At 30.9% G+C, this 25,387-nt stretch carries 23 protein-coding genes; 10 read left to right on the top strand and 13 right to left on the bottom strand.

Features of this window, described 5'->3' with window-relative positions; genetic code table 11:
- Nucleotides 1-47: 47 nt before the first annotated feature.
- Nucleotides 48-545: a DUF1761 domain-containing protein gene (locus AXE80_RS06740; RefSeq protein WP_068825656.1), complete on the bottom strand. Its 498-nt coding sequence runs from the start codon at nt 543-545 to the stop codon at nt 48-50.
- A gap of 156 nt (nt 546-701) precedes the next feature.
- Here AXE80_RS06740 and AXE80_RS06735 point away from each other — a divergent pair, with 156 nt between their 5' ends.
- From AXE80_RS06735 to AXE80_RS06725, 3 genes are all read left to right on the top strand, one after another.
- Nucleotides 702-2,219, top strand: a complete 1,518-nt coding sequence (locus AXE80_RS06735) for a DEAD/DEAH box helicase (protein WP_068825655.1) — start codon at nt 702-704, stop codon at nt 2,217-2,219.
- Nucleotides 2,220-2,308: 89 nt separating this feature from the next.
- Nucleotides 2,309-2,998: a YiaD family glycine zipper/OmpA-like lipoprotein gene (locus tag AXE80_RS06730; protein WP_068825652.1), complete on the top strand. Its 690-nt coding sequence runs from the start codon at nt 2,309-2,311 to the stop codon at nt 2,996-2,998.
- A 229-nt stretch (nt 2,999-3,227) separates the two neighbouring features.
- Nucleotides 3,228-3,839: a DEAD/DEAH box helicase gene (locus AXE80_RS06725; protein WP_068825650.1), complete on the top strand. Its 612-nt coding sequence runs from the start codon at nt 3,228-3,230 to the stop codon at nt 3,837-3,839.
- 52 nt (nt 3,840-3,891) lie between these two features.
- Here AXE80_RS06725 and AXE80_RS06720 read toward each other — a convergent pair whose 3' ends face one another.
- The 5 genes from AXE80_RS06720 to AXE80_RS06700 form a co-directional block, all read right to left on the bottom strand.
- A complete protein-coding gene (locus AXE80_RS06720; protein ID WP_068825648.1) occupies nt 3,892-4,446 on the bottom strand; it encodes a DUF4251 domain-containing protein in 555 nt (184 codons plus the stop codon).
- A gap of 109 nt (nt 4,447-4,555) precedes the next feature.
- Nucleotides 4,556-6,292, bottom strand: coding sequence for an alpha-amylase family protein (locus tag AXE80_RS06715; protein WP_068825646.1), 1,737 nt, complete (start codon nt 6,290-6,292; stop codon nt 4,556-4,558).
- Nucleotides 6,293-6,304: 12 nt separating this feature from the next.
- Nucleotides 6,305-7,228 (bottom strand): carbohydrate kinase family protein, encoded by a 924-nt coding sequence (locus AXE80_RS06710; RefSeq protein WP_068825644.1) that lies wholly within the window; start codon nt 7,226-7,228, stop codon nt 6,305-6,307.
- A gap of 10 nt (nt 7,229-7,238) precedes the next feature.
- Nucleotides 7,239-8,564, bottom strand: coding sequence for an MFS transporter (locus tag AXE80_RS06705; RefSeq protein WP_068825642.1), 1,326 nt, complete (start codon nt 8,562-8,564; stop codon nt 7,239-7,241).
- A 93-nt stretch (nt 8,565-8,657) separates the two neighbouring features.
- A complete protein-coding gene (locus tag AXE80_RS06700; RefSeq protein ID WP_068825640.1) occupies nt 8,658-11,255 on the bottom strand; it encodes a TonB-dependent receptor in 2,598 nt (865 codons plus the stop codon).
- Nucleotides 11,256-11,417: 162 nt separating this feature from the next.
- Between AXE80_RS06700 and AXE80_RS06695 the strand changes: the two genes are divergently transcribed.
- On the top strand, nt 11,418-12,443 hold the full coding sequence (locus AXE80_RS06695) for a LacI family DNA-binding transcriptional regulator (RefSeq protein ID WP_068825638.1): 1,026 nt from the start codon (nt 11,418-11,420) through the stop codon (nt 12,441-12,443).
- Nucleotides 12,444-12,551: 108 nt separating this feature from the next.
- Here the strand turns inward: AXE80_RS06695 and AXE80_RS06690 are convergent, their stop codons facing one another.
- From AXE80_RS06690 to AXE80_RS06665, 6 genes are read right to left on the bottom strand one after another with little or no spacing between them, the layout of a single operon-like run.
- Complete coding sequence (locus tag AXE80_RS06690; RefSeq protein ID WP_068825636.1) at nt 12,552-13,433, bottom strand: carbohydrate kinase family protein; 882 nt, start codon at nt 13,431-13,433, stop codon at nt 12,552-12,554.
- 12 nt (nt 13,434-13,445) lie between these two features.
- The gene (locus AXE80_RS06685; protein ID WP_068825634.1) at nt 13,446-14,930 is read right to left on the bottom strand and encodes a mannitol dehydrogenase family protein; all 1,485 of its coding nucleotides are present in this window, start codon (nt 14,928-14,930) and stop codon (nt 13,446-13,448) included.
- A gap of 11 nt (nt 14,931-14,941) precedes the next feature.
- A complete protein-coding gene (locus AXE80_RS06680) occupies nt 14,942-15,910 on the bottom strand; it encodes an ABC transporter permease (protein WP_068825632.1) in 969 nt (322 codons plus the stop codon).
- Nucleotides 15,911-15,923: 13 nt separating this feature from the next.
- On the bottom strand, nt 15,924-17,450 hold the full coding sequence (locus AXE80_RS06675; RefSeq protein ID WP_083194603.1) for a sugar ABC transporter ATP-binding protein: 1,527 nt from the start codon (nt 17,448-17,450) through the stop codon (nt 15,924-15,926).
- Between the two features lie 18 nt (nt 17,451-17,468).
- Nucleotides 17,469-18,536, bottom strand: a complete 1,068-nt coding sequence (locus AXE80_RS06670; RefSeq protein ID WP_068825630.1) for a substrate-binding domain-containing protein — start codon at nt 18,534-18,536, stop codon at nt 17,469-17,471.
- 37 nt (nt 18,537-18,573) lie between these two features.
- Nucleotides 18,574-19,416: a hypothetical protein gene (locus AXE80_RS06665; RefSeq protein WP_068825627.1), complete on the bottom strand. Its 843-nt coding sequence runs from the start codon at nt 19,414-19,416 to the stop codon at nt 18,574-18,576.
- 270 nt (nt 19,417-19,686) lie between these two features.
- Here AXE80_RS06665 and AXE80_RS06660 point away from each other — a divergent pair, with 270 nt between their 5' ends.
- Both AXE80_RS06660 and hxpB read left to right on the top strand, forming a co-directional pair.
- Nucleotides 19,687-20,424 (top strand): NUDIX hydrolase, encoded by a 738-nt coding sequence (locus tag AXE80_RS06660; protein WP_083194602.1) that lies wholly within the window; start codon nt 19,687-19,689, stop codon nt 20,422-20,424.
- A 5-nt stretch (nt 20,425-20,429) separates the two neighbouring features.
- On the top strand, nt 20,430-21,077 hold the full coding sequence (gene hxpB, locus AXE80_RS06655; protein ID WP_068825623.1) for a hexitol phosphatase HxpB: 648 nt from the start codon (nt 20,430-20,432) through the stop codon (nt 21,075-21,077).
- 56 nt (nt 21,078-21,133) lie between these two features.
- Here hxpB and AXE80_RS06650 read toward each other — a convergent pair whose 3' ends face one another.
- Entirely contained in the window at nt 21,134-21,469 is a 336-nt protein-coding gene (locus AXE80_RS06650; protein WP_068825621.1) for an EF-hand domain-containing protein, read from the bottom strand.
- 281 nt (nt 21,470-21,750) lie between these two features.
- Here AXE80_RS06650 and AXE80_RS06645 point away from each other — a divergent pair, with 281 nt between their 5' ends.
- From AXE80_RS06645 to AXE80_RS06630, 4 genes are all read left to right on the top strand, one after another.
- Nucleotides 21,751-22,329: a TetR/AcrR family transcriptional regulator gene (locus AXE80_RS06645; RefSeq protein WP_068828736.1), complete on the top strand. Its 579-nt coding sequence runs from the start codon at nt 21,751-21,753 to the stop codon at nt 22,327-22,329.
- 12 nt (nt 22,330-22,341) lie between these two features.
- Nucleotides 22,342-22,974, top strand: coding sequence for an NAD(P)H-dependent oxidoreductase (locus AXE80_RS06640; protein ID WP_068825619.1), 633 nt, complete (start codon nt 22,342-22,344; stop codon nt 22,972-22,974).
- A gap of 44 nt (nt 22,975-23,018) precedes the next feature.
- Complete coding sequence (locus AXE80_RS06635) at nt 23,019-24,179, top strand: iron-containing alcohol dehydrogenase (protein ID WP_068825617.1); 1,161 nt, start codon at nt 23,019-23,021, stop codon at nt 24,177-24,179.
- Between the two features lie 704 nt (nt 24,180-24,883).
- Nucleotides 24,884-25,387, top strand: coding sequence for a GbsR/MarR family transcriptional regulator (locus AXE80_RS06630; protein WP_068825615.1), 504 nt, complete (start codon nt 24,884-24,886; stop codon nt 25,385-25,387).

The following is a 25,387-nucleotide window of genomic DNA, read 5'->3' as shown; positions in this document are numbered from 1 at the left end:
AAACTCGAACTAAGTTAGTTCGAGTTTTTTTGTTTTATTGTAATTGTTTAGGTGAATTGACAAATAATTCCTCCCATAATACAAAAACAAACGGTCCAATAACCCGCGTTGATCATTACATATTTAAAAGATTTTTTTTCAAATAATGCATTGGTTCCAATAATGGGTAGCGCTATTAAAACTCCAGTAATGGTTCCGTGTAAAGCCCCGTGTTTAAAAGTTCTAAAGTTTTCTCCATAATTAGCCATAAAATCACTTGTGTAGGCAAAAATTTCAGAATTAGGATCTGTTAAGCCTGGTTCATTAAACAAAACAGAAAAGAATCCAAATTGATGAATAACAATTGGTGTTAAGGCTAAAGCGATAAATAAACTAAGAATAAAACACCATAAAAAAATAATAGGATTTGGTTTCTCGGTTTCATCAGCGGTAATACCACTAGTTTTCATCCAGGCAGTACCAAAAACTTTAGGGTTATACCAAATAAACCCAATAATTAAAGGGATTACGGCTGATATCAGCAATACAATTAAATTAAATTTCATAGTTAAAAGTTTAAAGTTTAGTCTTATAAATATATGATTTTATCCATCGATATTGCAAAACTATTGTAAATACTAAGCTTATAGAGAAAAAAACACAGGTTTAAATTTCGTAAAACTTTAAAAACTGCGTAGTTTTGCAAAACTCAAAAAGACAATATGGAAGTAGAAATAAAGAAAACAAGTAAGAATAAGAAGGAGTTATACGATTATCAAAAAGAGAACATCAACAATGTTTTTGATAAGATTGAAAACAAACCTTCTAATTACAACTTGGTTTTTCAGTTGCCTACAGGAGGAGGAAAAACTGTTATTTTTTCTGAAATAGCTAGGCGTTTCATTAAAGAAAAGCAGAAAAAGGTTTTGATTTTAACTCACAGAATTGAGTTAAGTAGTCAAACCTCTAAAATGTTAGATGAATTTGGAGTTGCTAACAAAGTAATTACAAGCGATGTAAAATCTTTAGATGATCAAGATGAATACATGTGTTTTGTAGCCATGGTAGAAACGCTTAAAAACAGATTGAACGATGATTTGTTAGATATGCAAGACGTTAGCATGGTAATTATTGATGAGGCTCACTATAATTCTTTCCGAAAACTTTTTAAATATTTTCAAGACTGTTTTATTTTAGGTGTTACTGCAACCCCTTTAAGTTCTAACATAAAACTTCCTATGAACGAAATCTATGATGAATTATTGGTTGGAGAACCAATTAGTACGTTAATTGAAAGAGGTTTCTTAGCAAAGGCAACAACTTATACTTATGATGTTGCGCTTGGTGGTTTAAAAGTGGGAATTAATGGAGATTATACAGTAAAATCATCAGATGATTTGTATACCAGTAACATCATGCAAGACAAGTTATTGAATGCATATGTTGAAAAATCATTAGGTAAAAAAACTTTGATTTTTAACAATGGTATTAGTACTTCTTGGCATGTTTATGATACTTTTAAAGCAGCTGGTTATGAAAATGTTCGTCATTTAGACAATACTTTTTCTAAGCAGGAGAGGAGTGAAATATTAAGATGGTTTAAAAAAACACCTGATGCAATTTTAACATCAGTAAGTATTTTAACCACAGGGTTTGATGAACCAAGTGTAGATACTATTATTTTAAACAGGGCTACAAAATCCATCACTTTGTATTACCAAATGATTGGTCGTGGATCTCGTGTATTTAAAGATAAAAAGAATTTTAACGTGATTGATTTAGGAAACAATGCAGCTCGTTTTGGCTTGTGGAGTGCTCCTATAAATTGGAAACGAATTTTTAAATCTCCAGATTATTATTTAGACAACTTAATTAACGATGAGGAAATCGAACGTCAATTTGTGTACGATATGCCTAAAGAAATTCGTGAAAAGTTTAAAAATACCGAGGATATTACTTTTAAGGTAAAAGAACACTATGATTACGCTATTAAAAGAGGGATAAAATCTAAAGTAGTTTTAGATAAATCTGTTGCTCAACATGCACAAATGTGTTATGAAAATGCCGAAGATGTTTTTGAGGCCAGAGATTTGGCAATCTTATTAGAAGATGATATCAAAGATAGAATTAAAAAGTATTCTCATTATATGATTAAGAGTACTAAGAATTATATCATGTGGTTAGAAGAAGACTATAAGCGAAAGCTAAACACAGAAATAAACATGAAATTTAAAGAGTAATAATTTTTAAATTTTTTAAAGAGATAATTTACTATTTAAGAAAAAAAGAGATATTTTCACTTTACAAAATATAAACTAAAGAAATTAATATGAAAAAATTATTTAGAAACACATTGTTAGTATGTTTAAGCGCTAGTATGTTTGTTGGTTGTTCAAGTATGAATAACACTACCAAAGGAGGTTTAATAGGATCTGGAGCAGGTGCTGCTATTGGTGCTGGAATTGGAGCTTTAATCGGTGGTAAAAAAGGTGCTGCTATTGGTGCTATTGGAGGTGCTGCTGTAGGTGGAACTACTGGTGTTATTATTGGTAAAAAGATGGATAAACAAGCTGAGGAGTTAAGAAATTCTATTCCTGGAGCTCAAGTCTATAGAGTTGGTGAAGGAATTGATGTTGTTTTTGATGAAGGATCAGGGATTTACTTTGCATCAAATGGAACAGCTATTAACAACGAAACTAAAAATGTGTTGTCAAAATTAGCAGAAGTATTAAAAAAATACCCTGATACTAATTTATTTGTAACAGGTCATACAGATTCTGATGGAGCTGAATCATACAATTTAAGTTTGTCTGAAAAAAGAGCTAGTGCAGTTGCTAGTTATTTACAAACTTTAGGAGTTCCTGCTGATAGATTTACAGTTAAAGGTGAAGGAGAATTATTACCAATTGCTGATAATTCAACTGCAGCTGGTAAAGCTAAAAACAGAAGAGTTGAATTAGCTATTATGGCAAATGAGACTATGAAGAAACAAGCCGAAGCAGAAGCTAAAAATCAATAACATAAAAGGACTGTTTATTTACAGTCCTTTTCTTTAAGATAACCTATTTAACATAATATAAATTATACTTCAAAAATATTATGTTTTAAAAGGCTTCTGAAAATCTCATATTTGATGTATAGTTCATTAAAAAATATTATATGACATTCTCAGTTTATTAAATTCTAATATAAACATAAGCTCTCATTAAATTGTATCTTTGTTTTTTTTTAATAAGAATATTACCAATATGCCTTTCAAAAAATTACATCCTAGTATTAAAGAAGTTTTAAAACAAAAAGAAATTGTAATTCCTACAGATTTTCAGAAATCTAGTATTCCAGTAATTAAGAGCGGAAAAAATGTGTTTTGTAACGCATCCAATAATCAAGGTAAAACAACTACGTTGATTATGACGATTATGCACAAATTAAAATGTGAAGAAGTTGGAAATATTCCTAGAGCTTTGGTATTGGTAGAAAATAATGATAAAGCTTTAGATTTATACAATACGTTTACAACCTTTACCAAATATACGCCACTAAGAGTTTATGTAGCTAACGAAAAAGAACATGTAGATTTGTTAAAATCGGAGATTTTTGAAGGTGTTGACATTCTTATTGCTACACCACAAATTGTAAGTAAACTACTTTTATTATACGGTGTGAATTTATCTGAATTAAAACTTTTAAGTATTGATGATGCTGAGTTTTTATCACAAACAAATGCCTATAATGCTGTTTTATCTATAACTCAAAGTATTAGTAAATGTCAATATGTTCTTTATTCTAACAAATTAAACCCTAATTTAAAACGTTTAGAATCTTACTTTATGGAACATGCCACTCATGTTAATGTGTAAATTATACATATAAAAAACCAGATATTTTAAGTATCTGGTTTTTTGTTTTTTACTATTTTTTCTCTTCTAATTTTATTTCTCCTGAATAAGAAATCGGAAATCTTGAAGTACTATTAAGTACCATACTGGTTTTTAAATTTGGATATATTTTTATAAAAACTTGAAAACTTTCTGATTTACTTTTAGCATTAAAATTGATGCTATAAAATTTATCTTTAACATTTTTTACCTCATAATTATCCATCAGTCCATTAAATTCAATAGCACTTCCCCCTCCTCCATAATCTACATTCATTTGTCTTTCACCAAAATAAGGTAAATAAGATTTTATACTATCTCCAGAAATAGTTAAATAATTATGATTTCCTATTAAACTAATATTCCCAGCACCACTCCCTGGTTGCATTAAACCTGAGTTTAGCACTTGTTGTAAAGCATTGGTCATTTGTGGTTGAGCCCAATTAGATTCTATTGTAAAGTTTTTAGTATTCATCATACTATCTAACTTAACCATTTGTCTGTTTTGTGTTAAGTTTTTTGAGGAACTACAGGCAAAAACAACAAAAGCTAAAACAATGCTTGGAATGATATTTTTTAAATATTTCATACTTAAATATACAAAATATTTAAAAAATTCAGAACAATAAAAACACCTTGCAACTAAGTTTAAAACGTTAGTTTACAAGGTGAAAACTCAAAATATAAAGGGTATAAACTTATATGTTGATTGTTGTTGATTTTCCTTTTTCTGTACTTGTTATACTAAATTTTAGTGTGTTTAAATCAGCCTTTAAATGTGCTACTTCATCATGATGAACCCATTTGATATTTATTTGATCGGGAGTAGTTTCTATGATCTCTACTTTTCCTAAAAAAGCTTTGTGTGTATTTCTAAGTTGAATTAATTTTATTTGATTTAATACCAAATCTTTTTTCAATCCTTCTTTAATATCCTCTAAACTTAAGGTTGTACGATTAATTTCTTTATGACTATCCTTCCCTCCTCTTTCCACAGCTTCATAATCATTGGCACCTGCAAAAACATCTAAATACCACACTTGTGGAGTTCCAGGCATAAATAATTGAATGGCTCTAGCCAATAACATCTTTTGATCATTTTCTCCCAAAGCACTGTAAAAAGTAGCATTCACTTGGTAGTAAGATATTTTTCTTCCTTCTGCATCATATAAGTTTTTTACTCTTCCACCTCTGTCCATAATAGTGGTCATAATTGATTCTATATCAGTATCTTTTAAAAGTCCTTTGTTGTAAGTATTATTGACTTCTTTTCCTTTTAAATCTAACACAGGGATTCCATCATGACAACCTAACATATTAACCGTGCTATAACCTTTTCTTATGATTTCTTTTGCCCAAGTAATTAAAGCTGTACAGTCTGCTTTTTCTAATGTATGGATGGTTAGTCCTGGTAAGAAAAAATCATAAATCTGATAATCTTTACTAGCTACTTCTTCATGTAAACCTAAGCCGTATTCTGCATGAATTTCTGGTAATAAAGTTAAATTGTTCTTTTGTGCAATTTGTTTAATTCTATCTAAATATTCCCAAGTTCCAGGTTCATTAAAAAAGTTGGTTTGACCAATTTCTTTGTGTAAGTAAGCAAAAGCATCTAAACGTAATATTTTACAACCATAGTCACTTAATTTTTTTAAAGTTTCTTCGTAAAATTCCCAAACCAATGGAGATTTTGCATTAACATCCATTTGGCCTAAATAAGAACGATTTTGAGCTACTAATTGTAATACTTCTTCTTTATATCTATTGTTTTCTCCTAAATCAACATCAAAAACATCTTTATTTTGCTTTATCGTTTTGTTGATGATCTCACAAACTTCATTGGCTTGTTTAATGGTAATGTGTTTGATTTTATTTAAATCAATAGCTTCAATAGTTTTGTACTCAACTTTTTGGTAAAAAGTATTCCAATAAGGCTTTTCCGTTCCATCAGGGAAACGAACTTTTAATATAGGTAAACCAGACTTACGCATAAAAAGTTTATCTAAATGCTCCTTATTTGGAACCACTACTCCATCTGCCCTCATAACTCCTTCTTCTTTCCAAAACTCATTCCAATCAATAAAAAAATCTTTGTATTTAGATGATGATCCATGTTTTAACAAATCTTTAAACTGTGGAGAGGCTACAGATAAATGGTTTAAAACAATATCAAATTTTAAAGAAATATTCAAGTTTTCTAAATCTACTAAATCCTGTTTAGAAACAAGTTTTTTATTGATATTGTAATCAATAATAGAAAAACCTCTATCTAGATCACTATTAAAAAAGGTAGGTAATATGTAAAATAATGAAAATGCATTTTTAAACTCTGGGAGTTTAAGCATGGTAATCATGTCCTGTAAGTTGTTTCCAACACTATCAGGATATGCATTTAACATAACTCCATTTATATTTTGATTGATTTCTTTTTTCATGTTGATTTCTTTTTATATCTGAATATGATCAGGTAAACCACCAATGTTTTGTAATTTGATGGCTGCAACTTTTAATCCTGTTTCTAAGCATTTTTGTAATGGGTCTTGCTTAATATAACTAGTTAAAAAACCAGACCAAAAGGCATCTCCAGCTCCTGTAGCATCTTCTATTTTTTCTATTTTAACTGCGGGTAATTCAATTATTTCCTCTCCTTTATTAGATAAAACAACTCCTTTACTTCCTAAGGTTAAACAAATAGTATTTACTCCTAATTCATGGAAATAATCAAAAATTTCTTGATGAGATAACGTTTTATTAAAAAGTCTAAACACATCATCTTCACTTACTTTTACTAACGGATTGTATTGACAATATTCTTTTACCACATCCAAAACTTCTCTTTTACTATCCCAAATTTTTTCGGAATAATTAATATCTATACTTAGTTGACATCCCAACTCATAAGCTTCTTTAGCTTTAGTTAATATGGTGCTTTGTGCAATATCTTTACTCAAAGCAAAACAAGTGGTATGGTATATTTTAGTATTTAATAAAGTTTCTTTACTAATCTGATTTTCGGTAATGCAGTAATCGGCATCTCTATAAGGAATAAAATCAGGTGTTCCGTCTGTTCTTGAAACAAATATCACACTAGTTGATTTGTTTGGTAATTGATTTACAAACTGTATATCAATCTTATTTTTAAGTAATTTTTCTATCACAAAATCACCTAATCCATCTTTACCAATACTAGCTACTAAAGCAGTTTTTAACCCTAGTTTAGAACAATAAGCTGCAACGTTTGTAGGAGAACCTCCTAAATATCTATGATAATCTTTTGTCTGATTTATTTGTACGTTTGATTGGTGTCCAATAAAATCAATCAACACCTCTCCAACACAAAGAATATCTATGTTTTTTATGTTAGTTTTCATATTTTTTTTGTTAATGATGACTTGCAACTATTGTGTGATCTGTTGCTTTTTTAGCTTTCATAAATACTGTAATAACAGCACTAATTAGCAATAATACACCTGCAAACGTAATAGCTTGACGAGGATCGTTATCTAAAAAGTTTTTTAAGATATATCCAAAAGATAAGTTTTGAATAATCATAGGAATCACAATCATCATGTTAATAATACCCATATAAACTCCGTAACGCTCTTTTGGGATATCTGCTACAACCATCAAGTACGGTATTCCCATCATACTTGCCCATCCAATTCCAAAACCTGTAATTGCAAAAAACAGTAGATTTTTATCTTCAATATGTGGAAATACTAAAAACCCTACAGCTGCTAATAACAAACAGACTGTGTGCACTGTTTTGGCACTATATTTTTTAGTGTAACCTACTAATAAAAAGGCTACTAAAAAGGTTACAATATTGTACCAACCATTAACCAATCCTGTCCAGCTTACCGCTTGTTCATAGGCTTCTGGATTGCTTTTTGGTGTAGCATTCCATACAGACAATGCAATACTTTTTGATGAATTTTGCCAATAACAGAACAAAGCATACCATTGAAATAAATAGACTAATGCCAAATGCCACATAATTTTAGGCATACCTCCTATGGCTGAAAATATTTCTATTAGAGGTTGAAATACACTCCCTTTTTCAGCTTTCATTTTGGTTAGTTCTTCAGGCGTTGGTGGAATTTCTTTGGTTGTTTTAATACTCCAAAGAACAGAACCAATAGAACAAACAGCTCCTAAAAAGAATGATGCATAAACCCAAGTAGGTAATGATCCTGTTTTTCCTATAAAAATCATTGGAAAAATAAACAATGATAAGTTGGCTAATGTTTGTCCAAAACCAGTAAAAAAGCTTTGCATTTGAAACCCTAAAGGTTGTTGTTCGTCATCTAATTTATCAGCAATAAAAGCTCTGTAAGGCTCCATTGCAGTATTGTTTCCTGCATCTAAAATCCATAATAAACCTGCAGCCATCCATAAAGTACTACTAAATGGAAATGCTATCAAACACAAGCTACACATTAATGCACCAATTAAAAAGAAAGGTTTTCTACGTCCAAATCTAGGAGACCATGTTTTATCACTAATAGCACCAATAATAGGTTGTACTAATAAACCTGTTACAGGGCCTGCAAGATTTAATAATGGAATTTCATGTGGACTAGCTCCTAAGAAATCATAAATAGGATTTACGGCACTTTGTTGTAATCCAAAACTATATTGGATTCCGAAAAACCCCACATTCATATTTAATATTTGCCAGAAACTTAATTTTACTTTTTGGAACATAGCTTTGTTTTTATGAATTAAAAAAACAGATTCTTTTATTTAAAGAGTTGATGTCTTTTAAACATCAACTCTTTAATAATATTAGTTTAGAAATTAGAATTGATATTTTAAAGCTAAACTAATTGATCTACCTGGTAAAGTTCTACCTCTAACATAGTTTACTTGGTTATCTGTAATACTTCCTTCTTCTGCTTCGGTAATAGCTATTGAATCAAAAATATTGTTTACAGATAAGTTTGCGTTTAATGATTTTGTAATAGCATAGTTTATAAATCCACTAGTAATTACAAAACTTGGCATTACTAATTCGTTAGAGTCTTGTGAATATGCTTTTGTTTGTCCTACAAAGCTTAACCCTACAGAATTTTGTTTTGTGCTACCAAAGTTATATGATGGCATAATGTTGTAAATAAAATCTGGTTGTCTTCTTGGTTTGTTTCCTTTGTTTGCTCCAGAAGTAATTTCTGCTTTTGTATAAGTTACAGCCCCTCTTAAGTTAAAATCACCAAAGTTGTAAAACCCTTCTAATTCAAGTCCCATAGATTTGTAGTCATTTTCTATAATACTGTTTGATGATGCTTCAAAACCACCTTCTTCATTTGTAGTTGCATAAAAAGCAGTTGCGTATACAGCTCCTCTTCTTAGGTTTCTTTTAAATCCAACTTCTGCTTGACTTAAAAAGTCTAATGCATTGATTTTATCTCCATTTAAATAGTTTAATCCAGAGAATAAAATACGATCAGATTTAGCAGAAGCTCCTTTACTATATCTTGCAAATACAGATTGATCTTCTGAAAATTTATAGTTAATACCAGCTGAATAAGACATATAGTTATAATCGTAATCTACAGCTGTTGGGTTTGCATTGTCTATTACATGTGCTGTTTGTTCTGCTGTAGAAATAGTTCCATCGCCATTTACATCAATAGCACCTTCTTTACCTCCTGCAAAAGAACCACTTACTTTCCCCATATCATATCTAACACTTGCATCAATCGTTAAGTTTTCAGTTGCATCTACAGAAATTTGTGCATAAGGTGCAGATACATTGTACTGAGTATCGTAATTACGTTGTAAGTTCCCCCATGCTGGTGTTCCATAATTTAACAAACCATTTTCACTTAATCCATCAACATTAATTAATCTAGCATTGTCATCCGAAACTTCTTGTACATAAGTATTCCACAACCAAGACATAGAAATGTTTTGAATAGATTTAAAGTATCCTGCTGTAATACTAATGTTGTTTATCGTTTTAGATAATTTTACATCATTCATAAAATTATTTAAGTTGTTTAACTCAACATCAAACATGTGTATTCTGTTTACCAATGCATTTCCATCTACAGCATTTCCATCACTAGCATAGGTTAATGCTCCTCCTAAAGTAGCTGTCATGTCTGTTGCAGTAGCTGTACTTTCTACAAATGGAGTAATAAAAGCTCCTTTGTTTACAGAAAAACGTCCATTGTTGGTAATTTTCCAATCATTATCCAAATCAAAACTAGCTTCAAATCCTACTGAAGTAGATACTGGGTGCATTCCGTTTGTTACATTCCCTCTAGTAGTTTCTCCATCTGCACCTGTACGTAATGTTTGAGTAAGATTGGCACTGTGAATAGAACCTCTATTGGCACTAAAATTAGGAGCATCTTCCCATGTAGGATTACTATTTGTTCCTGTTACTTTAATAGGTACTGGCATGTAAGCAGCCGTTCTATCATTTAAATATTTTGCATACAATCTAACATGTCCGTTGTCAAATTTTTTTGTTAAACTTACCTTTAATTGTCCTCCATTATTAGCTGTAAATCCAGTAGTTCTAATTCCTTCTCCTACTCTATAAAAACCACCTGTATGAATAAATAATCCATCGTTTACTTCAGTTCCATAATCAAAATCAGTTCTAAAAGAATTATAATCAACACCAAAAGTTGTTCCTATAGATCCTCCTTCAATTTCTCCTGTTTTACTAATAATATTAATAATTCCACCAGGACCATTAGAGGTTAATGTAGAAGCAGAACCTCCACGAATAGCTTCAATTTTAGCCACGTTATTATCAAATCTTGTAAAAATATCAGCAGTACCAAAAGCAATGTCACCATATAATAACACTGGTAATCCATCTTCTTGTAACTGTACGTATTTAGATCCTCCAGAAGAAATTGGCACCCCTCTTACTGCAATATTAGAGTTTCCTTCACCTCCAGAAGATTCTGAACGAATACCTGGAATGGTTCTAAAGATTTCTGCAGTAGATCTAGGGGCAGATTGTGTAATTGTTGATGGTTTCATAGTAGTTACAGAAACACTAGATTCTATTTTAGATTTAGGAGTAGCAACTCCGGTAATAATAACTTCGTCTAACGATTCAGAACTTGCGTTCATGGTAAAGTTAAGTGTTATATTTTTTCCTTGAACTTTAACTGATTTGGAATAATTAGAATATCCTAAAAATTCTGCAGTTAATGTATAGTTTCCGTCTTTTACATTCGTAATGTTATAGTTTCCATCAAAATCTGTGGCAGTACCTTGAGTAGTTCCTTTTAATAACACCGTTACTCCTAACAATGGATCACCGTTTTGATCTTTAACATTTCCTGAAATAGTAGTTTGTGCCATTATGGATGATACTGATAATAGCATCACAAATAAAAGACCCCATTTAAATTGAGTTGAATTTTTCATAATAGTTATTTTTGTTAATAGTTAATAATTTAAGTAATTCTATTGCTAAATTATGAGTGTAATTGTCTAAAAAATGAATGTTTTGTAACGAAAACGTTTTCGAAATCACCTAAAACGTTTTCGAAAGTTATTTTTAGTATATTTATTTATCAAAAAATATATATGAAACCTGTTACCTTAAAAGAAATAGCAGATAAATTAAACATATCTGTTACTACTGTTTCTAAAGCTTTAAAAGATTATCCCGATGTAAGTCCAAAAACCAAAGCTTTGGTTAAAGAACTGGCTGCTACGTTAAATTATACTCCCAATTCTTTTGCTGTAAACCTAAGAACCAAAGAATCTAAAACTATTGGTTTGGTTATTCCAGAAGTAGTACATCATTTTTTTTCTAATGTGATTAAAGGAATTATTTCTGAAGCAGAAAAAGTTGGTTATTTGGTAATTATACTACAATCTAACGAATCTTATGAGTTAGAAAAAAAACAAATAGAATTGTTAATGAGCCATAGAGTAGATGGTATTTTAATTTCTTTAGCCAATGGAACTGCAGATTTTAAACATTTAAATGCAGTCATTAATCAAGATAAACCTTTGGTAATGTTTGATAAAATTGCAAAGTTGGTAAAATGTTCTAAAATTATTATTGATGATCAAAAAGCAGCTTATATGGCTACTCAACACTTAATAGATACAGGTTGTAAACGCATTGCTCATTTTAGAGGGCCTTTGTTACCTCAAAATTCTATAGATAGATTTTTAGGTTACAAAAAAGCCTTGTTAGACAATGGGATGGAATATGACCCTAGTTTAGTGTATTTAAATGATTGTGATGAAAATAGTTTTGATGATGGTAAAATGAATGCTGCCAAGCTGTACAAAGAACACAATGATGTAGATGGTATTTTTATCAATACAGATTTAGTGGCTATTGGGGCTATTTCAGAGTTTAATAGATTAGGAGTTAAAATTCCCGATGAAATATCTATTGTAGGTTTTAGTAATTGGTTTATGTCATCTGTCATTTCTCCAACCATTACAACTATTGATCAGCCTGGGTATACCATGGGACAAATAGCATTTAATCAATTATATAAAGAGATTAAAGATATTAAGAATAGTTTAACCATTACTCCTGAAATAATCCAGCTAGAAACTGCTTTAATCAAAAGAGAATCAACAAAATAAAAACACCTTGTAACTAAGTTTAAAACGTTAGTTTACAAGGTGAAAACTCAAATAAAAAGAAGTATATATAAACTTATTTTAATTATTACTTTTTTAATGATGTATAGCTTACACCATCATTAAAGCATCAATACTACTTTTATCTATTTTGGGGTTTGCTCCTTCTCTACTCGCTACAATAGCTCCCACAGCGCAAGCAAAATCAATGGCTTTTTGTGGACTTGAATTATTTAATAATTGATTGATTAACGAAGCTAAAAACGAATCTCCAGCTCCCACCGTATCAACAACCTTAATTTTATAACCCGGATTTTGATAAAGTTTTCCACTGTAATACAACACCGCTCCTTTACTTCCTTTGGTTACGCATATTGAAGTTGCACCGGTTTGTTGGGCAATAAACTGAATTGCTTCTTCTACAGTATTTATAACTGCAGTATAATTCTTTACAATTTCTAGAATTTCATCATCATTAAATTTTATAAAATCTGCTTGATGCATCAACTCATTTAAAATTTCTGAACTGTAATGTGGCTTTCTTAAGTTCACATCAAAAATTTTATAAGGAGCTATTTTTAACAATTCATAAAGGGTGTTTCTAGAAACCAAATCTCTAGCTGCCAAACTTCCATAAATAAAAGCATCTGCAGTTTTGGCTCTATTTATGGCTTTTTCAGACAATTCAATTTTATCCCAAGCTCTAGGGTGTTCAATTTCATAAGTAGCCGATCTTTCATTGTCTAAAGTTACTGCTACACTTCCTGTTTGCTGTGCAGGATTGATTTGAATATTGCTCGCATCAACTTTGTGTTCTTTTACAAAATCTATGATTTTATCACCATCCGCATCTTGCCCCACACTACTAATCATGCTTACATGATTACCTAAAGATTGTAGTCTAACAGCAACATTTAAAGGAGCTCCTCCTATTTTTTTATGCTCTGGAAAAACATCCCACAGCACCTCTCCAAAACAAACTATGTTTTTCATTTTTTCTTGTTTTTAGATAGACTGATTGATGTCAATCACACATTTTTCAACACCCTTTTTTACAATATTATCATATGCGTTTGCAAATGCTTGCACAAAAACATCGTTTTTCCTCAAATCTCCAAAAACAGTTTCTATTTCTAAAAATAGTGTAGAGTTTTGCTGAGCAGCAATCGCTTTTTGGTGCAGCGTAGTTTTTAAAGCATCTTTAATATTTAAATCCGTTCCTTTTTCGTTTTTTCCTAAACTGTATACAGCCCAAGCTGCTAAAACAAATGCTGCATGCTTTATATTTGCTTTGTTTTTTAGTTGTGTATTGACCGTTGGTAGAATAAAAATTGGAATTTTTGCAGAGCTCTCTGAACAAATTCTATCAATTTGATCTTTGATATTGATGTTTCCAAAACGTTCTATCAAAGATTGTTTGTACACTTCTAAATCTACCCCCTCTAAAGTTCCTAAAGTAGAAGTAACTTCTTTATCCATGTAGTTTTTTAAAAAAGTCGCTATATTTTTGTTGTGCACCACTTCATCAATGGTGTTGTAACCTATTAAAGCTCCTAAAATTCCTAATACAGAATGCCCTGCATTTAATAAACTCAACTTCATTTTTTCATAAGGCACAACGTCTTTAGCAAACTGTGCACCTACGTTTTCCCAAGCAGGTCTACCCGCTACAAAATTATCTTCTATAACCCATTGTTTAAAAGGCTCACAAACCACTGGCCAAGCATCATCTATACCAGATGTTTTTGTTAATTCTTCTACATCATTTTGAGTGGTAGCTGGGGTAATTCTATCTACCATACTGTTTGGAAAAGACACGTTGTTTTCTATCCAACCGACCAAAGTAGGTTCTGCCATTTTTACATAGCTCAACAACATTTTTTGAGTCATGTGTCCATTTCCTTGAATATTGTCGCAAGACTGAATGGTAATTCCATCTAAACCTCTTTCTTTTCTTAATTTTAACGCTTGGGTTAAATATCCAAAAATGGTTATAGGGTTTAAAGGATTGGCTATATCTTGTAAAATTTGTGGATTGTCAGCATCAAACTCACTGGTAGCTTCGTTGTAATTATATCCTCCTTCTGTAATGGTTAATGTGATGATTTTTACTTCATCACTCGCCATTTTTTCAATTACTTTTGATGGATTTTCTGGAGCAAACAAAGTTTCTACCATAGAACCAATAATTCTTTTGGATAAGGTTCCATCTAACTCTTTTACAACTAAGGTGTACAAACCATCTTGCTCTTTAAGAGTATTGTATATTTTTTGATCGAATTTTAACAAGGCTACTCCACAAATTCCCCAATCATTATTTCCTTCTTGGTGTAATAAATCATCGGTATACAAAGCTTGGTGTGCTCTGTGAAAACCACCAATTCCTACGTGTACAATTCCAGTTTTTACCTCTGCTCTATTGTATTGGGGTATGGCAACTTGATCTTTAAATAAAGTCAAGTTTTTATTGTTTAATTGATATGTATTCATTTTCTTATTTTTTATTTATTCTCAAAACGTTGTAATAAAACAGCAAACACTATAATAGCTCCTTTTACTACTTGTTGCGGATAAGAGGGTACATTTAATAGGTTTAAAATATTGCTAATCAATCCTAAAATTAACACTCCCATTAGGGTGTTTAACGCAGTTCCTTTTCCTCCGTTTAAACTAGCCCCACCAATTACTACAGCTGCAATGGCATCTAACTCCCAAGCCATTCCCATGTTTGGCGATCCTAAGTTGGTTCTAGAAGCTACAATAATAGCGGCTGTTGCTGCCAAAGCTCCAGAAATTGCATACACTAAAAATTTGTACTTGTTTACTTTTATTCCAGACAAACGAGAAGCTTCTTCGTTACTACCAATAGCAATAATTAACCTACCAAATACATTTTGTTTTAACATTACCATGGCTGCAATTACAATGATAAAAAACACAATGGCAATGTTAGGAATTCCTAATGTTGAGTTGTTTGCAAAATTTGACATGAACAAACCTCCTTTGGTTTCAAAAATAATTGGAGATCCTTTAGAATAAATAAATCCTAATCCTCTGGCAATGGTCATTAAAGCCAATGTAGCTATAAAAGGAGCCATTTTTTGAAAAGCAACCAAATATCCTGCAATACTCCCCAAAGCAAAACCAATAACAATGGTACCTAAAATAGCCAAGGGCAAAATAACCAAGTTGACTAAAATGGCAAACGTTACTGCGAGCAATGCCACCATAGAACCTACCGATAAATCTATACCACCGGTAAGAATCACAATCAACATACCAATACTAATAATACCAATTCCTGATACTTGTTTTAATAAGTTTGATAGGTTTACAGAGGTAAAAAACACATCTGAAATACATGCTGAAAAAATAACCAGCAAAATAAAAATAAAAATAGTGTTGTGTTTGATTAAAAATTTAAGCCATCCTCCTGGGCTGCTTAATTGTTGTTTTATAATTAAAGCCATAATCTGTTCTTTTTTAAATACTTAATTCTTTTAATGGTTTTCCAATTGCGTAACGTAAAATGTTTTCTTCTGAAAATTCTTGTTTAGATAATTCACCATAAATGGTACCTGTGTGCATTACTAATATTCTATCTGCAATTCCCATAATCTCAGGCATGTCAGAAGATATTACTACTACTCCCACTCCTTTTTCGGCTACTTCGTTAATCAAATTGTAAATTTCTATTTTAGCTCCCACATCTACGCCTCTTGTAGGTTCATCTATAATAATTACTTTACTATCAATGCTTAACCATTTTGCCAAAGCAACTTTTTGTTGATTTCCTCCACTTAAGTTTTTTACTTCAATTTCTGAATTAGGAGTTTTAATTTTTAGTTTATCAATCAAAGAACTTACATTGTTTTGTTCTTTATCGGGCATTAAAAATCCAAACTTGTTTGATATAAAATTAAAGTTGGTAACGCTAATATTCTTTTTGATAGACAGTGGTAAAAAAACTCCTTCTTCTTTTCTATCTTCGGATACAAATCCTATTTTATTGGCTACTGCCTGGGCTGGAGTTCCATTTTTTATTTCCTTACCCTCTAAAATCAACTTACCCGATTTCTTTTTTTCTGCACCAAAAATTAATTTGGCCAATTCTGTTCGTCCACTTCCTCCTAAACCAGCTATTCCTACAACTTCTCCTGGTTTTACATTAAAAGATACATTGTGTACCATATTTTCTTTGGCACTTAATTCCTTTACTTCTAATACAGGACTGGTTCCAATAGTTACATTTCTTACAGGGAATAAATCTTTTAACTCACGACCAATCATCATTTTAATAACATCATCAGTATTTGTGTTTTGGGTAGCTACACAACCTGTGTCTACACCATCTCTCAACACGGTAATGGTATCTGCAACTGTAAAAATTTCTTCTAAATGATGTGAAATGTAAATAATTGAAATCCCTTCTTTTTTTAATCGGAACAAATTGTCAATCAACTTTTTGGTATCAGTTGGATCAAAAACTGTTGTGGGTTCATCTAAAACCAATACTTTGGTTCCTTCTGACAACGCTTTGGCTATTTCTACAACTTGTTTTTGAACAATACTTAAATCTCTAACGGTAGCAGAAGCATCTATTTTAAAGCCCAAAGAGTCAATTAATTCTTGTGCATTTTGAGTGATTTCTTTCCAATTCATCCAAAATTTACTAGCTCCTAATTTGTGTAGGTAAATGTTTTCTGCAACAGACAAATCGTTAACCAAAGACAGTTCTTGAAAGACCACTTTAATTCCTAGTACTTGCCCTTCGTGTGTGTTTTTAGGATTGATTTCTTGCCCATCTAGCAAAACTTTACCGCTGTCTTTATGATGCACTCCACTTAGAATTTTAATCAATGTAGATTTTCCTGCACCATTCTCTCCAAGTAAAGCATGGATTTCTCCTGGCTTTACTTTTAAATTCACGTTTTTGAGTACCGAAACAACACCAAAACTTTTTGATATTCCTGACATTTCAAGTCGGTAATCATGTTTTATATTTTGCATATCAAATAAGTTTTAAGGTTAAAATATTGCTTTAGGATTGTAATATTTTGCTGCGTTTTCTTTAGTGATTAACAATGGCTCTGTAAAAGATGTTTTAGAGAAATCCCTTTTACCATTCATATATTCTACAGCATATTTAACAGCATTTATTCCTATTTGTACTGGGCTATTCATTGCTGTACAACCATAAAAATCAGTATCCATTATATATTTTATAGCTTCTTTTTGTCCATCTGCAGCAGCAACTATTAAAATATCATCTGTTTTTCCAGCTTGTTTAATAGCTGTTATGGCACCTAATACACATACATCAGATTCTGTTATAACTACATTTACTTCTGGAAAAGCTACTAAAATATCTTCCATTGCTTTAAGTCCACCTGCATAAGACCAATCTGTATAAGCTTGTGTTTTTACATTTAAATTAATGTAACCTAAGCTGCGTAATTGTTCTTCTGTAATTCCTTGTAATAATCCTTGTTTACGAGTTCTACCTACAGGGTTTCCGGCATTACCGCTTAACAAAGCAATGTTCATATCATTTTTTCCATACTTTTTTGCCAACCACTCTCCTGCTAATGCTCCGTTAGCTAAGTTATTTGATTGAATGGTAGTTATATATTCTGCTGAAGGGTTGATAGAACTATCTATAATAAAAACTGGAACCCCTGCTTTTTTAGCCATTTTTGTAACACCAACCAAAGCTTCGGGATCTTTTGGATTTAATAATAAAGCATCAACACCTTTAGTGATTAAATCTTCCACAGCTGCAATTTGTTTATTAATATCATCTTGACCATCAGCAGACAAAAAAGTCATACCATTTTTTTCTGTAGTAGCTTTAATACTTTGTAATAAAGCTTGATAGTATGGTGCGTTTAATGTTGGCGTACAATATCCTATCGTTTTACCTTTAAGATCTATATCGCTTTTAAATATTTCTCCAGAAACTTTTTCATTTTGAGTGTCAGAAGATTTTTCTTTGTTAATTTTTTCGGCACAACTTGCCAATCCGATTAATAAAACTCCTAATATTAATGGTTTTAATAATCGCTTAAAAGCACTTTTTGTGGTTATTTTTTTCATGATTTTATCGTTTTTATATATTGAGTTTTGTTTTATTCTAAAAGATAGTTAAATCAACCTGAAGAACTGTTTTTTCTTGTTCTGGATTCCACATAGCTGTTACTTCAACAGGTAGTTTATAGGTTCCTATATTTATTTTTTTCCCTAATGTTGCTCCAACATTTATAATGTTCCCTTTGTTATTGGTGTAAAAAGTTTTGTCTGTTAAAAAAGACCATGCGCCACCTGCAAACAGAGATAGATTAGTATTTCCTTGTTCCCATACTTTACTTTTTACTTCAAAGTAATGAGTCCATGAGTTTTTTCTAGAGCCATCATCTTGTATTTGATAATCACCAGAACCTCCACCAATAATAGTCGCTAAGTACAGTAGTGTATTTGGTGTAATTTTATATCCCAAATTAACATCAACAAAATTATATCCCTGAGTAACATCGTAACTCCAATAATGTAGGTTATCACCTCTTTCTTCAACGCCTGTATAGTTGTTGTGAGATACGGCCTCTACAAAAAACTTATCTGTAAACTTATAAGATGTATAAATTGAAAATTCCTTATAATAAGAGTTTGTATTTTCTCCTGTAGTATTATTGGTTACATCAACTCCTGAAAAACTAGCACCTCCCCAAACCCCAAAATTTAATTTTTTGTCTTTAGAGTTAAATTCTAAATTGGTAGCAATCATGGCTCCAGGATGCACTACAAACCCATGCCATAAATGCATGTTTTTTATATGTAATCCAGCTGTAAAAGCCTTGTAGTTTTCTTCTTTAGATTGTGCTTGTATATTTAATACAGTTATAAATAAAGTTAACATTCTTAAAATACTAGCCTTTTTGTTATCAATAGTTTTTAATTTAGAAATATAATTGATCATCATCTTAAAGAATTAGTTGTTTTTTCAATAAACGTAATAATGACGTTTGTTTTACAAATGTATGTAAATTTAAAAGTAAAAAACAAGTAAATTTTAAATTTTTAGCATAAAAATTACGGAAAACCAATAAAAATAAGGGTTTTTATAAGGAATAATTAAATAGATAATACTATATTTGTTTAAGTGATAATTGCTGTTTTTTAAATATTAATGTATTTTTAACGTTTATTATGTATTAGACAGAATTAATGAATAACTTAATTATTATAAATCATGGAATTGATAAAAAATCAAAGTATTTCTGTAGACTGTGTGGTTTTTGGATATGACACTCTTACAAAATCTCTTAACCTATTATTAATTAATAGATATTTAGAGTCAGAAGATAAAAATGAAGTATTGGTAGACGATTATGTATTAACGGGGTACCATATATATGAACACGAAACTTTAGATGATGCAGCTACAAGGGTTCTTAAAGAATTAACAGGTTTAACAAATACTTATAAAAAACAATTTAAAGCTTTTGGTGACCCAAACAGATTGAGAGGTGAAAAAGATTTAGAATGGATAAAAAGTGAAAACTTTAATTTTAGAACTGTAACAGTAGCGTATTATTTTTTAATAAAAACAGAGGATGTTGATTTAAAAAATACAAAACATGAGGCCAAATGGTTCCCTATTACATCATTACCTAAACTAGGTTTTGATCATGAAAAAATCATATTAGAAGCTTACGAAGATTTAAAAATTAAATGTTTAGCAGAACCTATTATTTTTGAATTATTGCCAGATAAATTTACAATTAATGAAGTTCAAGAGGTATACGAATCCATTCTAAATATAGAGATTGATAATAGAAATTTTAGAAGAAAACTTATTCATAAAAAATACATTATTCCTTTAGACGAGAAAAAAGTAGGAGTTTCTAAAAAACCATCTCAATTGTACATGTTTAGTAAAGATGTATACGATAAGGTTTATCAAAAAAATTACTTAATCAATATTTAAGCTACATGAAATACAACACCTTTATTTTTGATATGGATGGCGTTATGATTGACTCTGAACCCTTTTGGCAACAAGCACAAATAAATGTTTTAGCCAAACTAGGAGTAAGCATTACCGCTAAAGATTGTGAGGAAACAACCATGGGGAAAAGAATAGATTTGCTAGCAGAAACATGGTGTGATTTATTTAGTATAGAGATTCCACCTAATAAATTAGCAGATCATATTTTAGATCAAGTGGTTTATAATATTTTGGACAATGGACAAGCAATGAAAGGACTAGTTGATTTGCTAAAATATTTAAAAAAAGAAAATTATAACATAGGGTTAGCTACATCGTCTAGTTGGAAAATTATTGATGCTGTTCTACATAAATTAAACGTGAAAAAATATTTTGATGTTATTTGTAGTGCCGATGATGAAATTTATGGAAAACCAAATCCAGCGGTCTATTTAACAGCAATGAACAAATTAAATGCCACCCCTAATAATTGTATTATTTTAGAAGACTCTGTTACGGGTATGATTGCCGCAAAAGCATCAATGGCTTATACCATTGTTTTAACATCAAACTTAGATAACCCATCTTTTTCTATTGCAAATCAAAAATGTGACTCCTTATTTAAGGTAAAAGAATTTTTAGACACACTATAAAAAAAGCACCTACAAATTGTAGGTGCCTTTAGTGTTTATCTTATATGGATTGAATACTATTCTTCTCCTCCATCATTATCATCCATGTCATCAGAATGTTGTTCTTTTACTTTTTTAGGCTTATCTCCTTTTCCTTTACCCTTTCCTTTAGACATTGCAGCTGTAAACTCTTCTAAAGAAATAGAACCATCAGAATCCTTATCTAGTTTATCAAATCTGTTTAAGATTTTTTTACCCTCTAATTCGTCTTTGGTAATTTTACCATCTTCGTTAGCATCAAATCTTTTAAATGCTTTTTCAGGAGATGGTTTTTGTTTTTTCTCTTCTTGAGCAAAAGTACTTACTGAGGCAACCATTGCAACTACAGCGAAAGCTAATTTTAATGTTTTCATTTTTTTTAATGTTAATTGTTGTTATTTTATTCGTTAATCGTTCTTTATTTTACTTATGAACTATCATAAGACTGATTGTCATAAATATAGTTTAATTGGATTTTACTTTTTTTTATTTTTTTTCAAAAAATTAATATTTACATATTTCCCTCTATAAAACCTTTATTTATTGGTGTTTTAGCTTTGTTTTAATTAACATACTTTAAGAAATTACTTAAAAACAGGTAATAAAAATGAATGAACGTTCATTTTTATTACCTTTGAACATCAAGTTTAGAGATATGGAAGGTTTAACTAAGAGTGAAATTAAAAGAAATGCATTGGTACAAGCAACTATTCATTTGGTAAACAACAATGGATTTCATGCTACTCCAATGTCTAAAATAGCCAAAATGGCGGGTGTGTCCCCAGGAACTATATACCTGTATTTTGAAAACAAACAAGATTTAATTAATAAGGTCTACTTAGAGGTTAAAGTTGCTTTTACAAATTATGCTTTTCAGAACTATGATGAGAAAATGTCTGTTAAAAGAGGCTTTGAAGTGATTTGGAAACAAATTGCAGATTTTAAATTAAAGGAAGTAGAAGAAGCTAGATTTTTAAGTCAGTGTGATAATACGCCTATGATAGATGAAGAAAGCAGAAACGAAGGAATAAAACATTTACAACCCCTACTCGATTTATGGGATAGAGGTCAAAAAGAAGGAATTATTAAAAAAGGCTCTCATTATTTGTTATATGCTTATACCATATATCCGTTAGCCTTTTTAATGAATGCTCAATGTAAAAACGAAATAAAAATTACCCAAGAACAAATACAAAACGCATATGTAATGGCTTGGGACAGTATTAAAAAATAAAAATAAATTAGAATGGAATTATTAGACAAGTTAAATTGGAGATATGCAGCTAAAGCCATGAATGGTAAAGTAGTACCTCAAGAAAAAATAGATCATATTTTAGAAGCTGCAAGATTAGCTCCTACCTCAAGTGGTTTACAACCTTTTGAAATATTAGTGGTTAAAAATCAAGAAATTAAAGAAAAAATAAAACCTGTAGCATGGAATCAATCAGTAGTAACAGATTGTTCTCATTTATTAGTATTTGCTGCATGGGATACCTATACAGAAGAAAGAATCAATTATATGTTTGATTTAACCAACGAGATACGAGGTTTTAAAAACGAAGGTTGGGAAAACTACAGACAAATGTTATTGAGCGCATATCCTCAAAAAGATGCAGAAGTAAACTTTACACATGCTGCCAAGCAAGCCTATATTGCATTTGGGTTGGCAATTGCAGCTGCGGCTTATGAAGGAGTTGATGCAACACCAATGGAAGGTTTTGATGCCGATGCTGTTGATGAAATTTTAGGACTAAGAGCAAAAGGACTTAGAAGTGCTATTTTGTTGCCTATCGGATATCGTGATGCGGAGAATGATTGGTTAGCTCCTTTAGTAAAAGTAAGAAAAAGCACTGATGATTTGGTTACTGTAATTGAGTAGTTTTATACAATTCATCATTTAATAAACCCCTTAAAAAATAGCATATGAACAACTTTGAATATATGAACCCTACTAAAATATTATTTGGTAAAAATCAAATAGAAAACATTAGTAAAGAAATGCCAAACAAGGCAAAAGTATTGTTGCTTTATGGTGGTGGTAGTATCAAGAAAAACGGCATTTACGAAAAAGTAATAGCTGCTTTAGAAGGTTTTGAAGTAGTAGAGTTTGGAGGTATTCCTGCCAATCCAGAATACGCTGTTTTAATGGAGGCTTTAACTATTATTAAAGAACAAAATATCACTTTTTTATTAGCTGTAGGTGGTGGTTCTGTTATTGATGGAACTAAATTTCTATCTTCTGCAGCTTTGTTTAAAGGAGATACTCCTTGGGATATTTTAACTCAAAATATAAGAACATCCAAAGGAATGCCTTTTGGAACGGTATTAACCTTACCCGCAACAGGATCTGAAATGAATTCTGGTGCAGTAATTACTAGAGCAGAAACCAAAGAAAAACTAGGTATGGGAGGGCCTGGTTTGTTTCCTCAATTTTCAGTTTTAGATCCTACAGTAATTCAATCCATCCCTAAAAGACAATTGGCCAATGGAATTACCGATGCTTTTACACATGTGTTAGAACAATACATGACCTACCCTATTGATGCACGGTTACAAGATAGAATTGCTGAAGGAATTTTACAAACATTGATTGAAATTGCTCCAACAATCATTAAAGATCCTACGGATTATAAAGCAGCTTCAGATTTTATGTGGAGTTGTACCATGGCCTTAAATGGATTGATTCAAAAAGGAGTTCCAACAGATTGGTCTATACATGCTATTGGACATGAATTAACAGCTTTATATGGTATAGACCATGCTAGAACTTTAGCAGTTATTCTCCCTAGTCACTACCAATACAATTTTGAAGCTAAAAAAGAAAAATTAGCCCAATATGCAGAGCGAGTATGGAACATTACCGAAGGTACTTTAGACCAAAAAGCCAAAGCCGCAATTGTAAAAACAGAAATGTTTTTTAACGAATTAGGTATTGATACCAAATTATCTGATTACACCAATGATTATATGGGAACTGCCCAAGAAATTGTAAGAAGATTTACAGCTAGAGGTTGGAATGGCTTAGGAGAACATAAAAATTTAACCCCTTCTGATGTTGAAAAAATAGTAACAATGTCTTATTAATATTGCTTATTAATTTGTTCCTAAATAAAAACCCAGTAAAATTTATTTACTGGGTTTTTATTTATAGGATATCGAGCAGCCTGTGCTGTGCTTAGACCTTGTCAGGGTGTTCGAGCGAAGTCGAGAACAGGAATCTTTCTTGTTATGGTAATTTCTATTTATACTTAAATATTATGCTTCTCGACTTCGCTCGAAGACCGTAATTATAATTAAATAAACTTCTAAAAAAACATATTAAAGGGTGTTCGAGCAGCCTGTACTAAGCGGAGACCTCATGTGGTGTTCGAGCGCAGTCGAGAACAGGAATCTTTCTTGTTATAGTAATTTTCATTTATACTTAAATACTGTGCTTCTCGACTACGCTCGAAGACCGTAATGTTACAACACATAACACAAAAGGGTGTTCGAGCGGATTCGAGAACTGAAATGTTTCTGTGAGTTCAAAGATTCTACATAGTACTCTCTATAATACCTAAACTACATTTCACCTAAATATACCCTTTACTTCCCTCCCAAAGCTTCGGAATACTTAAAGACCATAACTCCCACTCACATCCTTTCCTCCTGCTTTTATTTAAATATCCTTTTTTAATGACGATTCTAAACAAATGTTATAATATCTTTCATATAATAAATATTTAGGTTCTTGTTGTTCGGTTTAAACCGAACTAATCGTATCTTTGAAAACTCTAATATTAAATATAATGATAGAAAACGTTTGTAAAGAAAAAATGAGACTGGTTGAAAAACTAGGAGTTCATTTAGAAAAAAGAGAACATTTAGCTCCTGTGGCTGCAAGAATATTGGCTTATATAATTCTAACAGGAAAAAAAGGAACCACTTTTGAAGAAATGGTTTCCATTTTATGTGCCAGTAAAAGCACTATCTCTACACACTTAAATCATTTACAAGATTTAGAAAAGATTGTGTACTTCACCAAAACAGGAGATCGTAAAAAATACTTTATCATCAATCAAAATATGATTGTACAACATATAGATGATATGACTCAAGAATGGAATCAAATACGAGAATTACATTTAGAGATTAAAAACTATAAAGAGACTTTAAATACTAAAAAAATAGAAAGTGAATACGAAAAATTCAACCTCACTTTCCACAATGATTATATACAGTTTTTAGATCAAGCTAGTAATGCTATAAAAGAATTAAGAAACAAATTAACCGAAAAAAACAATCCCCTTTAA

This window comes from Wenyingzhuangia fucanilytica (assembly GCF_001697185.1).
Taxonomy (GTDB): domain Bacteria; phylum Bacteroidota; class Bacteroidia; order Flavobacteriales; family Flavobacteriaceae; genus Wenyingzhuangia; species Wenyingzhuangia fucanilytica.
Note: the sequence above shows the minus strand (reverse complement) of the source record. Positions and strands in the feature narration are given on the sequence as shown.